The following is a 16,910-nucleotide window of genomic DNA, read 5'->3' on the forward strand; positions in this document are numbered from 1 at the left end:
AACCTTCGCGAGGCAACTCAGCCAGTCGGCGGCCCCGTCGCGTCGAACTGCCTACCGGATGGCGCAACCGACCTCGTCAACGCCTGCAACCCTTGCAGGCCAGCAGATTTCAGCTGCAGGCCGCCAGCACGAGCTCCCGCACGCGCGCCGCATCCGCCTGCCCACGAGTCGCTTTCATCACGTCACCGACGATCTTGCCCGCGGCCTGCACCTTGCCGGAGCGGATCTTCTCGGCGATATCCGGGTTCGCAGCGAGCGCCTTCTCCACCTCGGCCTGCAAAGCGCTGTCGTCACTGACCATGCCGAGCCCCTTGGACTCGACGATCTGGGCGGGGTCGCCCTCGCCGGCCAGCACGAAGTCGACGACCTGCTTGGCGACCTTGTTGTTCACCGTCTTGGCCTCGACCAGGTTGATCACCTCGGCGACCTGGGCGGGAGTGATCGGCAGGTCCTCCAGCGCGACCTCGCGCTCCTTGGCCTTCTCGGTCAGGTAGGCAACCCACCAGGAGCGCGCCTCGTTGGCCGGGGCGCCCGCGTCGACGGTGGCGATGATGAGGTCGAGCGCGCCCGCGTTGACGAGGTCGCGCATCACCTCGTCCGACAGTCCCCAGTCGGACTGGATGCGGGACCGGCGCAGCCACGGGTACTCCGGGATGGTGTCGCGCAGCTGCTCGACCCATTCCGCCTCGGGCGCAACGGGTTCCAGGTCGGGCTCGGGGAAGTAACGGTAGTCCTCGGAGGTTTCCTTGACCCGGCCCGGCGAGGTGGTGCCGTCGGTCTCGTGGAAGTGCCTGGTCTCCTGCACGATGGTGCCGCCACCGGCCAGCACGGCGGCCTGGCGGCGCATCTCGAAGCGCACGGCGACCTCGACGCTGCGCAGCGAGTTCACGTTCTTCGTCTCGGTGCGGGTGCCGAACTCCTTGGCGCCGATCGGCATCAGCGACACGTTGGCGTCGCAGCGCAGCGAACCCTGCTCCATCTTGACGTCGGACACATTGAGCGACCGGAGCACTTCACGCAGCGCGGTGACGTACGCGCGGGCCACCTCGGGCGCGCGCTCCCCCGCGCCGGTGATCGGTTTGGTGACGATCTCGACCAGCGGCACACCCGCCCGGTTGTAGTCGAGCAGCGAGTGGCTGGCGCCGTGGATACGCCCGGTCGCGCCGCCGACGTGGGTCGACTTGCCGGTGTCTTCTTCCATGTGCGCGCGCTCGATCTCCACCCGGAAGGTGCTGCCGTCGTCGAGCAGCACGTCGAGGTAGCCCTCGGTGGCGATCGGCTCGTCGTACTGGCTGATCTGGTAGTTCTTCGGCTGATCCGGGTAGAAGTAGTTCTTGCGCGCGAACCGGCCCCACGGGGTGATCGAACAGTTCAGCGCGAGCCCGATGCGGATCGCCGACTCGACGGCTTTCTCGTTCACCACCGGCAGCGAACCGGGCAGACCGAGGCACACCGGGCACACCTGGGTGTTCGGGCCTGCCCCGAATTCGGTCGGGCACCCGCAGAACATCTTGGTCGCGGTGGACAGCTCGACGTGGACCTCCATGCCAAGCACCGGCTCGAACCGGGCAATGACATCGGAGTAATCCATCAAGTCGAGTGTGGGTGTGCTCATGCCGAACATTCTATGTAAGCCCTCACGCGACAACGCACGGGCTCACACCCACTCCTACTTCGGCTGGACCCGCTGGGTCAACCAGCCGGTGACATAGGTGAGCACCTCCGGCGAGACAGTCGTCTCGATCTCGCTGTACTCGTCGGGCCGCCCGGTCTCGGTGGGCTGCATCAGGTGGTTGAGACCGGGGAACACATGAACGGTCGCATCAGGGTTGGCGGCGAGGGCGGCTCGCATCGCAGGCTCGCTCTGGCCGGGTGGCACCTGCAAATCCTTCTCGCCGAAGAACGCGAGCACCGGAACGCGCAGTGCCGCCAACGCCGGAGCCGGATCGTAAGCGACGAGAGCGGCCAGGTACGGCGTGATTCCGGCGGTGACCTGGGATTCCGGGGCACGCTGGTCGGCAGGCTTGGCCTCGTTCTGCTTGCGTACCAAGTCCTTTGCCGCCGCCAGATCACCCGCCTTCAACAGTGCCGCCAGCTCGGCGGTTTCCTGGACCTGTTTGTCGACGGCGTCGGCGGGCGCGCCGCTCGCGCTGGTGATCAGCCGGGTTTGCTCGACGAGCACGTCGCCACCCGAGACGCCCGGCCCGGCCATCAGGATGACGAAGGCGACCCCGCTGTCGGTTCGCGCGGCGACCATCGGCGCGAGGTAGCCGCCTTCGCTGTGCCCGAACAGGCCGACGCGGGCCGGGTCGATGTCCGGGCGACCGCGCAGGAAGCCGACGCCTGCCGCGGCGTCATTGGACAGGTCGGTGTAGTTCGCGTCATCCAGCTTGCCGCCGGTGCCGCCGACGCCCCGGTCGTCGACCCGGAGGACGGCGTAACCCGCCCTGGTCAACGTGTCCGCGATCAGCAGGAAAGGCTTGTGGCCGAGCAGTTCTTCGTCGCGGTCCTGTGGCCCGCTGCCGGTGATCAACAGGACCGCGGGGAACGGTCCGGTGCCCTCGGGTTTGGTCAGGGTGCCCGCGATGGTGAGGTCACCGTTGCGGTAGGTGACGTCCTCCGCTTTGTACGGGAACGGCGGCTTCGGCTCCTGCGGGCGGACCGGCGGCGGCAGTGTGCCGCGCTGCAGCACGAGCCGGAACGTCTCGCCGCCCTGGAGGAAATCGCCGGTGATCTGGTCGGGGCCTTGTTCGTATTCGCCACGGAACTTCGGGTCGCCCGGAACGTCCGCGATCGCGAAAGACACCCCGCTGCGATCGGATCGCACGTCCTTCAACTCCACCGCCTTGACGCCCTGCGACGGGATGTCGATGGTGGCCGTGCCTTTGTCGGTGAACGTCACGCCGATCTGAGTCGGTCGCCCCGGCACCTCGATCGCCCCGTGCCAGTCGCCGGTCGTCGGCTCGGGCGGATTCGAGTCCGATCCCGAAGAGCAGCCCGCCACCAGCATCGCAATGACGAACAGTGCCAACGCGATCAGTCGCCCAGTGCGCATGTCCCAACAGTACCGATCCCCGGTGACACCTTCGGCGTGGCGCGGGCGGACGACCAGACCCGTGCCAAATCCAGCAGCTGGCGGAGTTCGGAGTCGAAATCCTGCGCGGGCGGAAAGGGTTGCTGCACAACGCCTGTGTTCGACGGTGGAATTCCGGCCCGACGGGCACCAGCCGCCTGTGCGAGGCGGTTCGCGTAGTCCCTCAGCTGCGGTTCCGACACGTCCTGGTGAACCGCCGCAGACCCGGTGTGGGTGGGAGGCAGGTAGGGCCCGAGATGCAGTAGCGCGTCCCGTATCTCGACAGTCATCCGTATGAGGCGGGCGGTCGTGTCGCGCCGGGTCAGCCCATCACCAGCGGGGAACATCACGATCTCCGGCACGGCCGCGGTGACGTCGCGCCACAGCGGACGCAAACGACGGCAGATCCGTCCGTCGCGATCCAAGCTCGCGTATTCCAGTAACTGCCCGACCATCGGACCTGCGACGAGTGTGGCGGCGAGAACGGCGGCGAAGGTGAAGGCGATCTCCGCCCGGCTGACCGGTGGATACCCCAGGTCCCACCCGAGGACCAATTCGCCGGCCATGAGCGCCAGTGCCACGTACGTGGGCACATAGGCCAGCAACATCAGCGCACCAACCACTTTCACAAGCGGTTTCCGGTTTTCCCGGCGAAGTTCTCGAAGTGCCAGCCGGGTCTGGACCAGGGTTGTCACCGCCAGGGGAACTCCCTGCGCGGCCCAGACGACGAGCCCACCCCAGTTCGGGTTCGGGTCAGGCAGTTGTTCGGCACGTCCGGCGACCGGCCCGGCGATCAGGGTCAGCACCGCCGCGACCACGCCGACCGCACTGTAGATTCGCTGACGCCGCCAGGTCACCGCCGGGTCCGCACCGGGTTCCCACAGCCGGGCGAGGCCGTAGAGGTGCATGATGAACATGACGATGCAGCCCAGCGCGAGCTGGTTCGCCACACTGCTGATACTCGTGGTCTGCGTGCAGCGGAACAACACCAAGCCACTCAGACCCCACAGGAACGAACGATTGACCAGCTGGTCGGAGATCGTATTCCTGATGAAGAGCAGTCTGCCCACGCCGACGATGGCGATGTAGCCGATCACCGGCCACGCGATCAGCCCGGAGATCGGCGATGTCAATACTGCCCCCTACTGACCGACCAGTCCGTCGGGGGCGGAGTTTACCTACCGGAGTCGACGGTACGGAACCCGTCATTCCCCGCGCGCGTAGCGGACCGAGGCGGCGACGGCGTCCATGTCGAGGTGCAGGCTCGGGTCGCGATCTTGGGCCTCGCGGAATTCGAGCATGACGTCGTCGAAGGTGCTGCGGCGGGCGGAGGTGATCAGCGACTGGCGCACGTAGTCGCTGAGCGGCAGGCCGGTGGCGTAGGCGCGGCGACCGAAGATGCCCAGGGCGTCGGCGGGCAGGTCGTAGATGTCGATGAGGGCGACGGCGGCCGCGTCGATCTCCGGGATGAGCTCGCGGCCTTCGGACTCCAGGAACTCCACGACCGTGTCGTCGGCGGTGCGCTTGCGGGCCAGCGCGATGAGCTCTTCGCGCACGTAACCCAGCAGCGGGAGTCCGGCGGCGCCTGCCCGACGCCGCAGCACGGCGACGTCGGCGTCCGGCAGGTCGTTCACGTGTAAGTCGGCCATGCCCGCCAGCGTAACCCGGCAGCCGCTACCGCACCGCCGAGCATCCGCTGATCGGCTGGCTCCCTGGCGAATTCGGATCAGCCGAAGAAGGCCTCGGCCTCGCGGTAGCGCTCGTCCGGCACCCGCTTGAGCTGCTTGGTGGCCTCGGCCAGCGGCACCAGCTCGATGGTGGGGCCGTGCAACGCCACCATCTGCCCGAATTGACCGGCGTGCACGGCCTCGGCGGCGTGCAGGCCGAACCGGGTGGCCAGCACCCGGTCGTACGGGGTGGGGCTGCCGCCGCGCTGCACGTGGCCGAGCACCGTGGTGCGGACCTCCTTGCCGATGCGGCGTTCGATCTCCGCGCCGAGCTGCTGGGCGACACCGGTGAACCGTTCATGCCCGAACTCGTCGATACCGCCCGCCCGCAAGGCGAAACCGGAATCCTCGGCGGGATGCGAGCCTTCGGCGACGACGCAGATGAAGTGCTTGTCCCCACGCTGGAAGCGGCGCTTGATCATGGCGCACACCTCGTCCACGTCGAAGGGCACCTCGGGCACCAGCGTCAGGTGTGCGCCCGCCGCCATGCCCGCGTTGATCGCGATCCAGCCCGCGTGCCGCCCCATCACCTCGACCAGCATCACCCGCTGGTGCGATTCCGCGGTGGTGTGCAGCCGGTCGATCGCCTCGCTGGCGATGCTCAGCGCCGTGTCGTGGCCGAAAGTGACGTCGGTGCAGTCGATGTCGTTGTCGATGGTCTTGGGCACGCCGACGACCGGCACCCCTTCGTCGGCCAGCCAGCTGGCCGCGGTGAGCGTGCCCTCGCCGCCGATCGGGATGAGTGCGTCGATGCCGTTGTCGTCCAGGGTCCGTTTGATCCGGCCGAGCCCGGCGCGCAGCACGTCGGGATTGGTGCGGGCGGTGCCGAGGATGGTGCCGCCCTTGGTGAGCAGCCGGTCGGTGCGGTCGTCATTGTGGATCTGGATCTTGCGATCCTCCAATAGACCGCGCCAGCCGTCCTCGAACCCGACGATCGCGTCTCCGTAACGTCCGTTCGCGGTGCGAACGACAGCACGGATGACCGCGTTCAGTCCGGGGCAGTCTCCGCCTCCGGTCAAGACTCCGATGCGCATGGCCGCTATCTTGCCCCGCCCGGCGCGGTTCGGCAGGCCGACCCCCGGATGGGCCAACCTCTTTCGCGAAACTCAGTAGATGTAGACGATCGCGTTCTGCCCGCCGGTGCAGGTGACCAGGCCGTCCAGGGTGACGCATTCCATGGTGAAGTTCTGCCGCAGCGGCGGGCTGAACGCGGTCACCTGGCGGGTGCCCGCGGCATCGGATCCCTGGCCGTACGCCTTGCGCAGCTCCTCGGCGAACTCGCACGAGGTGACCTCGGTGCCGATCGCCGAGTAGAGAAAACGGCCGGCCGGCGGATATTTCGTCTCGCAGCCCCTGGCGGTGGCCGGCACCGGGGCGAGTGTCAGGGATGCGGGGCCGGAACTGAAGGAGCCCCGCCCCAGCCAGCCGATGACACCGGTCAGCGCGAGCACGATGAGCAGCGCGCCGACCACCGGCAGCCATCTGCGCCGTGACCGGCGCGGCCGCGGCGCTGCCTCTTTCGCCGGGGCCACCACGGCTTTCGGGCCGGTATCCGCGTCGGGGATCGGCTCCAGGACGCGATGTGGTTCGCGCAGCACGACTTCGCCGCGGGGGCCGTGCTCTCGATTCGGTTCCGGCCGCATGATCCGGCCGGCCCCGAGCCGACCGTTGACCGGCGGGCGCACCATCGCGTCCGTCGGCAAGGCATTCGCATGCAGCTGTTCGGGACCGACATTCGGAAACACCACGGTAGGCGGCGCTTTCGGCAATACCGCGCCCATCTGGTCGGTCGGCAACTCGGTGACCGCGACGACCGGACGGCCGGTGAGCGCCGACTTCGCCGCCGACGCCAACCCGCCCGCGGTCGAGTAGCGGTCCGTCGGCCGCTTGGCCATGCCCCGCGCGATCACCTCGTCCAGGGCGGCGGGCACCCCCGCTCGAACCGCACTCGGGCGCGGCGGCGGCGCCGAAAGATGCGAGTGGATCAGCACACTCATCGCCTCGGCCCGGAACGGTGTTGTGCCGGTGAGGCATTCGTAGAGCACGCAGGCCAGCGAGTAGACGTCGGCGGTGCCGGTGACCGGACCGTTCTCGAAGCGTTCCGGCGAAATGTAGCTGTAGGAGCCGACCGCGGCGTCGCCGGTGCCGGTCATGCTGGGATCGTCGGCGGACCTGGCGATGCCGAAATCGGCGAGGTAGGCGAAGTCCGAGGCGGTGACGAGGATGTTGGCCGGCTTGACATCCCGGTGCACCAGCCCCTCCGCGTGCGCGGCGTCCAGCGCGGCGGCGATCTGCTCGACGATGCCGATCGCGCGGGCCGGTGTCAGCGGTCCCTCACCGCGCAGCACCGAGCGCAGATCATGGCCGCGGACCAGCCGCATGTCGATGTAGAGCACGCCGTCGATCTCGCCCCAGTCGTGGATCGGGATGACGTGCGGCTCGGCCACCCGCGCGGCCGCCTGCGATTCCCGGCGGAACCGCTGCTGGAACATCGGGTCTTTCGCGAGCTCGGTCGGCAGCAGCTTGACCGCGACGACCCGGTCCTTCACCGTGTCGTAGGCCTCGTAGACCTCGCCCATGCCACCGCGGCCCAGCAGCGAGCGCAGCTCGTAAGGACCGAATCGAGTTCCGATTCTGGTCCGCGGTCCGTCCACCCCGTCACCTCCACCTCACATGCGCGACCCGGCGCACCGCAGGCCCGGCGGCCTACATCCGTTACGTCGGGATTGTCAGGGGTTGCCGTTACCCGGTGCAACTCGGCTGATCAGGCAGGACAGCGACCGCCCGACAGCTCGTCCAAGTGCTGGGAGATAACGGTGGACAGCTTGTCCAGCATCGTCATCCCGTCGGAGAACGCGCCGGAGTCCGGCTGGGCCGCGAACGCGATCGCGATCTGCCCGGACGGCGTGGAGATCAAGCCGAACTGCCGGACCAGGTACGCGCCCGAGGCGTCCGGGCCCCAGCCACCCTTGAACTCGGCGCCGCTGAACGCCCCGAGGCCCCAGCGCTGGGCCGATTGCACCTGCTCCATCAGGTTGATCACGGTCGCGGACTGCGGCAAGCAGGGCAGTCGCGAGGCGAACCGAACCTGTTCGGCCAGTGACCATTCCGCCTGGCCGAAGGCCGAATGCTCGGACCTGGCCCGGGTGGCAGGCACGGTGGTCTTGGTGTCGCCGCCCTCGCGCAGCACCGACTGCACCGCCTGTGCCGCTTCCTGATTCGTGCCGAGCGATTGCCACAGCGTGTCGGCGGCGGCGTTGTCGGACGCGGTGAGGGCGGCCGACACGGCATAGGAGGCGTTACCCGGACTGCGCCGCAGCGCGGCAATGGTCAACGGCACCTTCATGGTCGACCAGGCGGGGCCGGTGGTCCAGTCGCCGAAGCTGACCACCTGATCACCGCCCACCGGCATGATCGCCAAGCCGAGACGGCCGCGCACCCCGGCCTGTAGTTCCGCGACGCTCGCGGCCAGGGTGCCGGGGACGGTGATGGACAGGCCCTTTTGGTCCGCGTGCGACGCGGCCTCGGTAATGCTGGTCTCGTCCGCGTCCGAACGGTCGGTGCCCGACCCGCATCCGGCCACCAGGAACACGGCTAATGCCGCACAGCTCAATGCTTTTCGAACACGAGCCGCGCGGGATCGATCAATATACATACACCACCGCATTTTCGCCGCCACTGCACGTGACGAGCTGGCCTTCACTGAGGCAATTCATCGTGTAGGTCCGGCCGGTCACCGGGCTGGTCGCCACCACGGTGCGCGGTGCGTTCCGCGAGGTGGTGCTCCCGGGGCTCGCCTCGGCGTACGCCCGCCGGACTTCCTCGGCGAACGCGCACGTCGTCGCGGCGGAGCCGGTGGCGGACTTGGTGAACGAACCCGAGCCCGAATCGCCCTGGGTGCACGGCTTCGCACCGGCGGGCAGGGGAACCGCCGTGGTCGTCTTGGCCGGGGTGGAGGAGGTGGCCGGCGGTGCCGACGGACTGCCCGGCGCCTGTGGTTGTTGCGGGCCGGCCGTCGGTACCGGAGCGGTTGCCTGCTGATCGGTGGGCTTTGCGACGTTGGTGGAGGTGAACACCTGCCAGCCCACCACTCCGACGACCGCCACTACGACGATCACCACCACCGCGATCAGGATGGGCAGCACGATCGATCGGCGCTTGCCGGTCGAGTACGGCTCTTCCTCGGGGTCATAGTCGTCGTACTCCGGCGCGTAGCCCTGATCCGGGTATTCGCTGCGGCTCGCGTAGTTGCTCTGCGGCGGGTAGTCGGGGCGCGCGTGACTGCCTGGCTCGGAAAAACTTGCGGGGGCGTAGTAGTCGTCCGGTGCGGAATAGGCTTCCGGCGGCGTGTACCCACCCGGTGCCGCATAGACCTCGGTGGGCTGGTGATCGGAGGGATAGTCGTCGGCGCCCGGGGGTCGCCCGAAGCCGGGTTCATCAGGGAAGCGCGTCGGCTCGTATTGCTGGGCGGCCGAGTATGCTTGACCGCCGACTAAGGGCTTGTCCTCCGAATACGCCTGCGCCCCAGGATGTTCCGCATACGGCTGGTCGGGCTCAGCCGAATAGGCTTGCGCACCTGGGTGCCCCGGATACGGCTGTCCCTGGCGATCCGAATACGGCTGGTCGCCGGACTGTTCCGAGTACGGTCCGTCATCGGCACGATCCGGGTACTGCCGTCCGCCCGGCTGCTCCGAATACGGCTGCCGACCAGGCTGATCCGAGTACGGCGGTCGCCCGGGTTGATCCGAGTACGGCGGCCTCTCAGGCTGCTCCGAATACGGCTGCCGACCGGGCCCGTCCGAGTACCTTTGCCCCGCGGCCGGATCCGAATAGGGCAGTCCTCCGGGCCGACCCGAATACGGTTCGCCGCCGAGCGGCTCCGAATGATTCCGTCCGGGCTGCTCCGAGTACGGCGGTCCCCCAGGCTGATCCGAGTACCGCTGCCCGCCGGACTGCTCCGAGTAAGCCGGTCCCCCGGCAGACCCCGGATACGGCTGTCCGGACCGATCCGGATACTCCGGTCCCCCACCATGCTCCGAATACGCCTGTCCCCCGGACTCCTCCGAGTACAGATGCGCGTCCGGGAACGGCCGCACCGGCGGCAGACCCTGATCGGGTGTCCATCGCGGCGTCGGCGCGAGCGGCGGCGTGGGTTCCTGCGCTGACGACAGCGTCGTGAACTGGATCTCGGTCGGCCGCACCACGGTCGGCGCGCTCGGCAGGATCACGGCGGAGATCTCCCCCGTCGACTCCGGCGGCACGCCACCCGCGCCGGGCGCACGAACCACCAGCATCGGACCGGTCGGCGGCGGCACATTGGGCGCCCCGATCGGCGGCGACACACTCGGCGCACCCGCCGAATTCGCCCCCGCCACCGGTGCGCTCGCCTCCGGCACGCCCGTCGAGGGCGCACTGCTGAGCGCGGCCCGCGCCGCCAAGGCCATGGCGGACGCGGTCGGCCACCGATCGGCCGGATCCTTGGCCATGCCGCGGCTGATCACCGCGTCGAGGCCGGCCGGGATGCCCGCCTGCTGGGAGCTCGGCCGCGGCGGCGTCTCGGAGAGATGCGATCGGATCAGCACGTTCATGCTGGCGGCCGGGAAAGGCGAGGCCCCCGTCAGGCACTCGTGCAGCACGCAGGACAGCGAATAGATGTCGGCGCGGCCGGTCACCTGGGCGACGTCGAATCGTTCCGGCGCCATGTAGATGTAGGAGCCGACGGCCATGCCGACCATCGTGACGGCGCTGTCGCCCTCGGTGTGCGCGATGCCGAAGTCGGCGAGGAAGGCGTGATCGGCCGCGGTGACGAGAATGTTGGCCGGCTTGACGTCGCGGTGCACCAGTCCGCCCGCGTGCGCGGCGTCCAGCGCGGAGGCAATCTGTTCGACGATGTTCACCGCGCGGACCGGACTCAGCGGTCCTTCCTTGCGCAGCAGGGTGCGCAGGTCGACGCCGGGCACCAGCTGCATGTCGATGAACAGCACGCCGTCGATGACGCCCCAGTCGTGGATGGGCACGATGTGTGGCTCGGCGACCCGCGCGGCCGCCTGGGATTCGCGCCGGAACCGCACCTGGTACGCGGGGTCACCGGCGAGTTCCTCGTGCAGCAGCTTGACCGCCACCACTCGGTCTTTCACCGTGTCATAGGCCTCGTAGACCTCGCCCATGCCCCCCTTGCCCAGCAGTGACCGCAATTCGTACGGCCCGAACCGTGTACCGGTTCTGGGCCCAGGTGCCTCCACCCCGTCAATCCTCCACATCCCGGGCCGGATGTGCACGCATAACTCTCGCAACACCGGCCCGTCAAAGAGTGGATTCTCCGGGTGTCACCACCCCGTGGTCAAACGCAAAGACGATCGCGGCGGCCCGATCCCGCAGCTCGAGCTTGCCGAATATGTGTCCGACATGGCTTTTCACGGTCACTTCCGAGATACCCAGTTCGCGGGCGATCTCCGTGTTCACCCGGCCGCGCCCGATCAATTCGAGCACCTCGTACTCGCGCGCTGTGAGATCGGACAACCGGGCGCTCGTGCGTGTCGCGCTCGGCCGCACGGTGCGATAGGCCGACAGCACGCGTTCGGTGACCGACGGGTCGAGCCAGGCGCCACCACCGGCGACCATGCGCACCGCGCGGATCAGGTCCTCGGCGGGCGAATCCTTGAGAATGAACCCGGCCGCGCCCGCGCGCAGCGCACCCGACAGCAGCTGATCGTCGTCGAAGGTGGTCAGCACCAGCACCGGCGGTGATCCGTCGCGCGAGCGCAGCAGGCGGGTGGCGTCGATGCCGCCGACGCGTTTCATCCGCAGATCCATCAGCACCACGTCGGGCCGCGCGGCCGCCACCGCGGCGACCACCTCGTCGCCGTCGGCGCATTCGCTGACGACGAAGCCGTCCCGGCGGCGCAGGATCCGGCGCAGTCCGCCGCGCACCAACTCCTGGTCGTCGACGACCAGGACGGTCACCGCGTCCTCGGCGCCCGCTGGTGATGCCGCTGTCACAGAGCCTCCTGTGCGTTGCGGGGAACGCACCCCGTCTGTGTGGTGCGGCGGGTCGTCATCCCGCCTCCCGGCTCGCCGCCGAGCCGAGCGGACTGCCCGACAGGAGGCACGCGCCGCGGACCGGAGCCAGCGGGATGGACGCGCGGACCGACCAGCCGCCGTCGTCCGGGCCCGCGATGATGCGGCCGCCGAGCAGTTCGGCCCGCTGCACCATCCCCGACAGGCCCATTCCGGTACCCGGTTGCGCGGGCAGGCCGGCGGGCAACGTGTTGTGCACCGTCAGTGTCACCGCGGCCGCGTCCACCGCCACCTGGACGAGCGCGGACCCGCCCGGCGCGTGCTTGACGACATTGGCCAGCGACTCCTGCCCGATCCGATACAGCGCGAGCCCGACCGCGGGCGACACCGCACGCAGGTCCTCGGCGCACACGTAGCGCACGTCCAGCCCGGCCCTGGCGAAGTCGTCGACCAACGCCGCGATGTCCTCCACGCCCGGTTCCGGCACGTGTTTCGACGGTCGCGCGTCGAGCAGCCCGACGGTGCGCCGGATATCGGCCATGGCCTGACGGCCGAGTTGTTCAGCGTCGGTGAGCGATTCCACCGCCTCGTCGACGTCGCGGTCGGTCTGCAGCGCGTGCCGTGCCGCGGTGAGATGCAGCAGCGTAATGCTCAGCGAGTGCGCGATCACGTCGTGCACCTCGCGGGCGATCCGGCGGCGTTCCTCGTCGGCGGCCTGGGCCGCGCGGATGTCTTGGTAGCCGCGCTCCTGATAGAGGAAGCGCCGCTGATATTGCAGCAGCACACCGACCATCCACCCGAACGCAACGGTGACGAGATAGGTCGGCAAGCCCTCCGACAGGTTCCCGTAGATGTCGAACAGGACCAGTTCGAGCATCATCGCGGCGGTCACCGGCACGCTGATCCGCTTGGCCGCGATCGCCGACACCTCACCCGCCGCGGCGACGAGCACGAAAGGTGCGAGATCCGGCGAGACCGGCTGGAGGAGGAACAGCGCCTCGGCCGCCATCGCGAACAGCCCGAGCGTCACCGGCCGTGGCATCACCCCGAGGAACGCGTACATCGGGCCGAACGCGGAGGTCAGCAGCACGGCCAGGATCGGAAGGGCGGTCGGAAAGTAGCTGTGCCGCTGGATCGCCGCGCCGATGGCGACGATGACCAACGCCAGATCGACCGCGATGATGACCGACGGCGGATAGTCGAAGGGCAGTTCCTCGACCCGCCGCTGGAACGAGGCCACCGGTTGTCTGGCGAACTCGGCGATCCGTTCCCCGCTGCGGCGCAGACCGACGACCACGCGCCGCCCCACGCGGGTCGCCGGCCTCGGCTCGCCGGCCGGGGCGGAGACGCCGATCACACCCATGCGGTAAGGCTAACCGCCCGCTCGCGGCCCGTACATCGTTCCTGGAGCGGGTCGCTTCTCCTACCGTGGGCGGAGATCGATTCGGGTCCGTGGCACGAAGACAGGCCGACCGGCTCGTCCGTAGCGTGAGTCACAGCGTCACAGGGAGGCGAGGCTCATGTCCTGGAAAGATCAGCACGCTCGCACGGAAGTTGTGCACACCGTCCTGGCCCGGGCCGCCGTCGATCCGGGCGATCCGCACCTGTTCACCGGGATTCCGGAGCTGGAGCGACTGTTCGGCGGCGCGGAGGGTTTGCTGCTCGCCCTGCGCTATCGCTGGAACATCCATCTCGACGCCAAGCTGGATCAGGCGATGTCCCAAGGACAGTCGGCCATCGATGCTTATCTGGAGCTGGCCGCCGAGCAACCGGTGCTGCGCGCCGTCCTCGATGCCCAGTATCGTCGCCGCCACTACGCGCCGGAGGCCATGGCGCGCTAGCGCGGCGGACGAACATCTGACCGACCGAACAGAGTGGGGGCAGCTATGCCGGATCCGACCATGCTCGAATTATCCGACGTGACCAAGGAATACCGAGTCGGCGGGCAGACGGTCCGCGCGCTGGACGCGATCAGTCTGCGCATCGAGCCGGGCGAGTTCACCTCGATCATCGGGCCGTCCGGCTCCGGCAAGAGCACGCTGCTGCACCTGCTCGGCGCGCTGGACACTCCGGACGCGGGCTCGATCCTGTTCCAGGGCACCGAGATCGGCGGGATGGACGACGAGCGCCAGTCCGAGTTCCGCCGGCACCGGGTCGGTTTCATCTTCCAGTTCTTCAACCTGCTGCCGACACTGTCCGCGTGGGAGAACGTCGCGATCCCGAAGCTGCTGGACGGCACCGGGTTACGCAAGGCCGAGCCGCGCGCGCTGGAGCTGCTCGACCGCGTCGGGTTGAGCGATCGAGCGGGCCATCGGCCTGCCGAGCTGTCCGGCGGTCAGATGCAGCGGGTCGCGGTGGCCCGGGCGATGATGATGGATCCGCCGTTGATCCTGGCCGACGAGCCCACCGGCAACCTGGATTCCAAGACCGGCGCGTCCATCCTGGAGCTGCTCGGTGAGATCGCCGGTTCGGGTAATTCGGTGGTGATGGTGACCCACGATATGAGCGCGGTGACCTACTGCGACCGGGTGATCACGTTGCGCGACGGCAAGATCGGGTCCAACGAGCCCGCCGAGCGGTCGGTCAGCGCATGATCGGCGCCGCATGGGATCGCTTGCGGCTGTTCAATATCCGGGAACTTCTCGTCCATCGCGGGCGGACCGTGCTGTCCCTCGTGGTGATGGGAGTATCGGCGGGACTGCTCGTCGCGGTGCTGAGCATCTCCGGCTCGGTCACCGGGTCGGTGGATCGGCTGACGCACAGCCTCGGCGGCCGGGCCGCGCTGGAGGTCACCGGCGTCACCGACGCGGGCTTCGATCAGCAACTGCTGCAACGTGTCGCGGCCACGCCCGGGGTGGACAAGGCAGTGCCGATGCTGCGCGCGCAGATCGGCGCGGGCGCGGACCGGGCCCTGCTGATCGGGGCCGACCAGAATATCGGCGCGCTGGGGGGCGGACTGGCCGGGCCGATGACCGCGCACGTCGGCAAGCTGCTCACGGTGCCCAACGGCGTCCTGGTCGGTACCGCCATGGGACATGCGGAGGGTGCGCGGTTCGTCCTGGGTTCCGGAACCGTCACCGTCGCAGGCGTGCTCGACGAGGAGACGTCGAAACAGCTCAACGGTGGCCATATCGTCGCCGCGCCGCTCGGGCTCGCGCAGCAGGTCACCGGGCGGATCGGCCGATTGGATTCCATTCAGGTCGTTCCGGCACAGGGCATTTCGGTCGAGGCCTTGCGCGCCGAACTCACCGCGGCCGTCGATGGCCGGGCGGTGGTCGCCGACCCGAGCCTGCGCACCGCCCAGGCAGGCGGCGCCGTGCAGCTGGTGCGGTACTCCACCATGATGGCTTCGGCTGCGGCGCTGATCGTTTCGGCCTTCCTCATCTACAACGCCATGAGCATGGCCATCGCCCAGCGCAGACCCATGCTCTCGCTGCTGCGGGCCATCGGCGGCAAGCGCGGGCCGATGGTGCGGGATCTGCTCGCCGAGGCCGCGCTGCTCGGCCTGCTCGGCGGCGCCGTCGGCGCGATGCTCGGTATCTTCATGGGGCGCCTGGCGATCGACCAGTTGCCGGTCGCCATCATGTCGTCGGTGGAGGCGCGCACCGAGTATCTGGTGCCCGGCTACGCGATTCCGGTCGCCATCGCCGCCTGCGTGGTCGCCAGCGTGACCGCCGCCGGGTTGGCCACCCGCCAGGTGTACAAGGTGGAGCCCATCGAGGCGTTGGTCCCGGTCGGTGCCAACAGTGCGGATACGACGAGCCCGCTGGTGCGCTGGGCCGCGGTCGTCGCGGGTCTCGGGCTGGCCGCGCTGGCGGTCGCGATCGCCACGGTGGACCTCGGGCGCTATTCGCTCGGCGCCATCTCGACCGCGTTCGTCGCGGCCATCGCGCTTTGCTTCGCCGCGACCGGTCCGCTCGTCCGAGCGGCGGCGGCCATCGCGCGCGCGTTCGGCGCGCCCGGTGCACTCGGCGCGACCACGCTGGAACGCGCACCGCGCCGGGTGTGGGCGACCGCGATGACCGTGCTGATCGGGGTCGCGGCGACCGTCGCGATGAGCGGGGCGTCGAATAACATGGTGGATTCGGCCACCACCACGTTCGACGACCTGGCCAGCACCGATCTGTACGTCAGCCCCGCCTCGAGGGCACAGTTTCCGACCGGCCCGCTGCTGCCCGCCGGACTGGCCGACCGGATCGCGGCGGTCCCCGGCGTGGCCGAGGTCAGTCCGGCACAAATGGCTTTCGCCACCCTCGGCAGCGGCCGGGTGATGTTGCAGGGCTTCCCGCCCAGCGCACGGCAGACCCGAATGCGGATGCTGGACGACGCGGTCGCCGCGGGGCTGTCCGCCGGTGCGGGCGTGGTGATCTCGCGTGACGTGGCGAAGTCGCTCGGCGTGCACGTCGGCGCCCAGCTGACCCTGCCTACCCCCACCGGCCCACGCACCGTCACTGTGCTGCAAGTGATTCCGTACTTCTCGGCGATCTCCGGCGTCGTGATGATGGATCTCGACCTGCTGCGCACATGGTACGAGCGACCCGGCGAAACTATCGTCGCCGTGAACATCGCACCCGGCGCGGATCCCGCGGCCGTGCAGGCGGCGATCCGGCAACTGGTACCGCCGGAGATGCACGTGGACACCGGAGCCAACGCGGTCATCGCGGCCACCTCCAGCATCGAACAGGGCTCGGCGATGAGCAACGCCATCCTCTGGATCGTGGTGCTGGTGGCCACCGTGGCCCTGCTGAACACCTTGATGCTGTCGGTGCTCGAACGCCGCAGGGAACTCGGCGTGCTGCGGGCCATGGGCACCAGCCGCCAATTCCTGATGCGTTCGGTGCTCGCCGAGGCGGCGGGCATCGGATTGATCGGCGCGGCACTGGGTCTCGTCGTCGGCATCGCCGTGCAATACCTGGCCACCCTCGCCATGGCGCACGCGCTCACCATCGACGTCGTCTACCAGCCGAGCCCGATGCTGCTGGTCTACGGAACCATCGCACTCGCGCTCGCACTGCTCGGTTCGATCCCGCCCGCACTGCGGGCCGGACGGCTGCCGATCGTGGCGGCGCTGGCGGTCGACTGAATACCGGTGG

General features: G+C 69.1%; 13 protein-coding genes. 3 read left to right on the forward strand and 10 right to left on the reverse strand.

Annotated features, from left to right (window positions below):
- Positions 1-109: 109 nt before the first annotated feature.
- From gatB to DBO33_RS32915, 10 genes are all read right to left on the reverse strand, one after another.
- Positions 110-1,615 carry an Asp-tRNA(Asn)/Glu-tRNA(Gln) amidotransferase subunit GatB gene (gene gatB, locus DBO33_RS32870; protein WP_107660797.1) on the reverse strand — a complete coding sequence of 502 codons (1,506 nt, stop codon included), beginning with the start codon at positions 1,613-1,615 and terminating at the stop codon, positions 110-112.
- A 54-nt stretch (positions 1,616-1,669) separates the two neighbouring features.
- Positions 1,670-3,055: an alpha/beta hydrolase family protein gene (locus DBO33_RS32875; RefSeq protein WP_107658510.1), complete on the reverse strand. Its 1,386-nt coding sequence runs from the start codon at positions 3,053-3,055 to the stop codon at positions 1,670-1,672.
- Positions 3,037-4,206 carry an MAB_1171c family putative transporter gene (locus tag DBO33_RS32880; protein ID WP_107658511.1) on the reverse strand — a complete coding sequence of 390 codons (1,170 nt, stop codon included), beginning with the start codon at positions 4,204-4,206 and terminating at the stop codon, positions 3,037-3,039. Before DBO33_RS32880 ends, DBO33_RS32875 begins: the two co-directional genes overlap by 19 nt.
- 72 nt (positions 4,207-4,278) lie before the next feature.
- Complete coding sequence (locus tag DBO33_RS32885; RefSeq protein WP_107658512.1) at positions 4,279-4,722, reverse strand: hypothetical protein; 444 nt, start codon at positions 4,720-4,722, stop codon at positions 4,279-4,281.
- Positions 4,723-4,799: 77 nt separating this feature from the next.
- Positions 4,800-5,834: an ATP-dependent 6-phosphofructokinase gene (locus tag DBO33_RS32890; protein ID WP_107658513.1), complete on the reverse strand. Its 1,035-nt coding sequence runs from the start codon at positions 5,832-5,834 to the stop codon at positions 4,800-4,802.
- Between the two features lie 72 nt (positions 5,835-5,906).
- Positions 5,907-7,454, reverse strand: a complete 1,548-nt coding sequence (locus tag DBO33_RS32895; RefSeq protein WP_234391164.1) for a serine/threonine-protein kinase — start codon at positions 7,452-7,454, stop codon at positions 5,907-5,909.
- A gap of 110 nt (positions 7,455-7,564) precedes the next feature.
- Entirely contained in the window at positions 7,565-8,392 is an 828-nt protein-coding gene (locus tag DBO33_RS32900) for a serine hydrolase (protein ID WP_107658514.1), read from the reverse strand.
- A gap of 52 nt (positions 8,393-8,444) precedes the next feature.
- A complete protein-coding gene (locus DBO33_RS32905; protein WP_234391165.1) occupies positions 8,445-11,042 on the reverse strand; it encodes a serine/threonine-protein kinase in 2,598 nt (865 codons plus the stop codon).
- Between the two features lie 61 nt (positions 11,043-11,103).
- On the reverse strand, positions 11,104-11,799 hold the full coding sequence (locus DBO33_RS32910) for a response regulator (protein WP_107658516.1): 696 nt from the start codon (positions 11,797-11,799) through the stop codon (positions 11,104-11,106).
- Positions 11,800-11,854: 55 nt separating this feature from the next.
- Positions 11,855-13,180 carry a sensor histidine kinase gene (locus tag DBO33_RS32915; RefSeq protein WP_107658517.1) on the reverse strand — a complete coding sequence of 442 codons (1,326 nt, stop codon included), beginning with the start codon at positions 13,178-13,180 and terminating at the stop codon, positions 11,855-11,857.
- Between the two features lie 157 nt (positions 13,181-13,337).
- Here DBO33_RS32915 and DBO33_RS32920 point away from each other — a divergent pair, with 157 nt between their 5' ends.
- From DBO33_RS32920 to DBO33_RS32930, 3 genes are read left to right on the forward strand one after another with little or no spacing between them, the layout of a single operon-like run.
- On the forward strand, positions 13,338-13,658 hold the full coding sequence (locus DBO33_RS32920; RefSeq protein WP_107658518.1) for a hypothetical protein: 321 nt from the start codon (positions 13,338-13,340) through the stop codon (positions 13,656-13,658).
- A 45-nt stretch (positions 13,659-13,703) separates the two neighbouring features.
- A complete protein-coding gene (locus DBO33_RS32925) occupies positions 13,704-14,411 on the forward strand; it encodes an ABC transporter ATP-binding protein (RefSeq protein ID WP_107658519.1) in 708 nt (235 codons plus the stop codon).
- Positions 14,408-16,900 (forward strand): ABC transporter permease, encoded by a 2,493-nt coding sequence (locus DBO33_RS32930; RefSeq protein ID WP_107658520.1) that lies wholly within the window; start codon positions 14,408-14,410, stop codon positions 16,898-16,900. The genes DBO33_RS32925 and DBO33_RS32930 overlap by 4 nt, the downstream gene beginning before the upstream one ends.
- Positions 16,901-16,910 lie beyond the last annotated feature (10 nt).

The sequence above is a fragment of the Nocardia suismassiliense genome (assembly GCF_900269665.1).
Lineage (GTDB): Bacteria > Actinomycetota > Actinomycetes > Mycobacteriales > Mycobacteriaceae > Nocardia > Nocardia suismassiliense.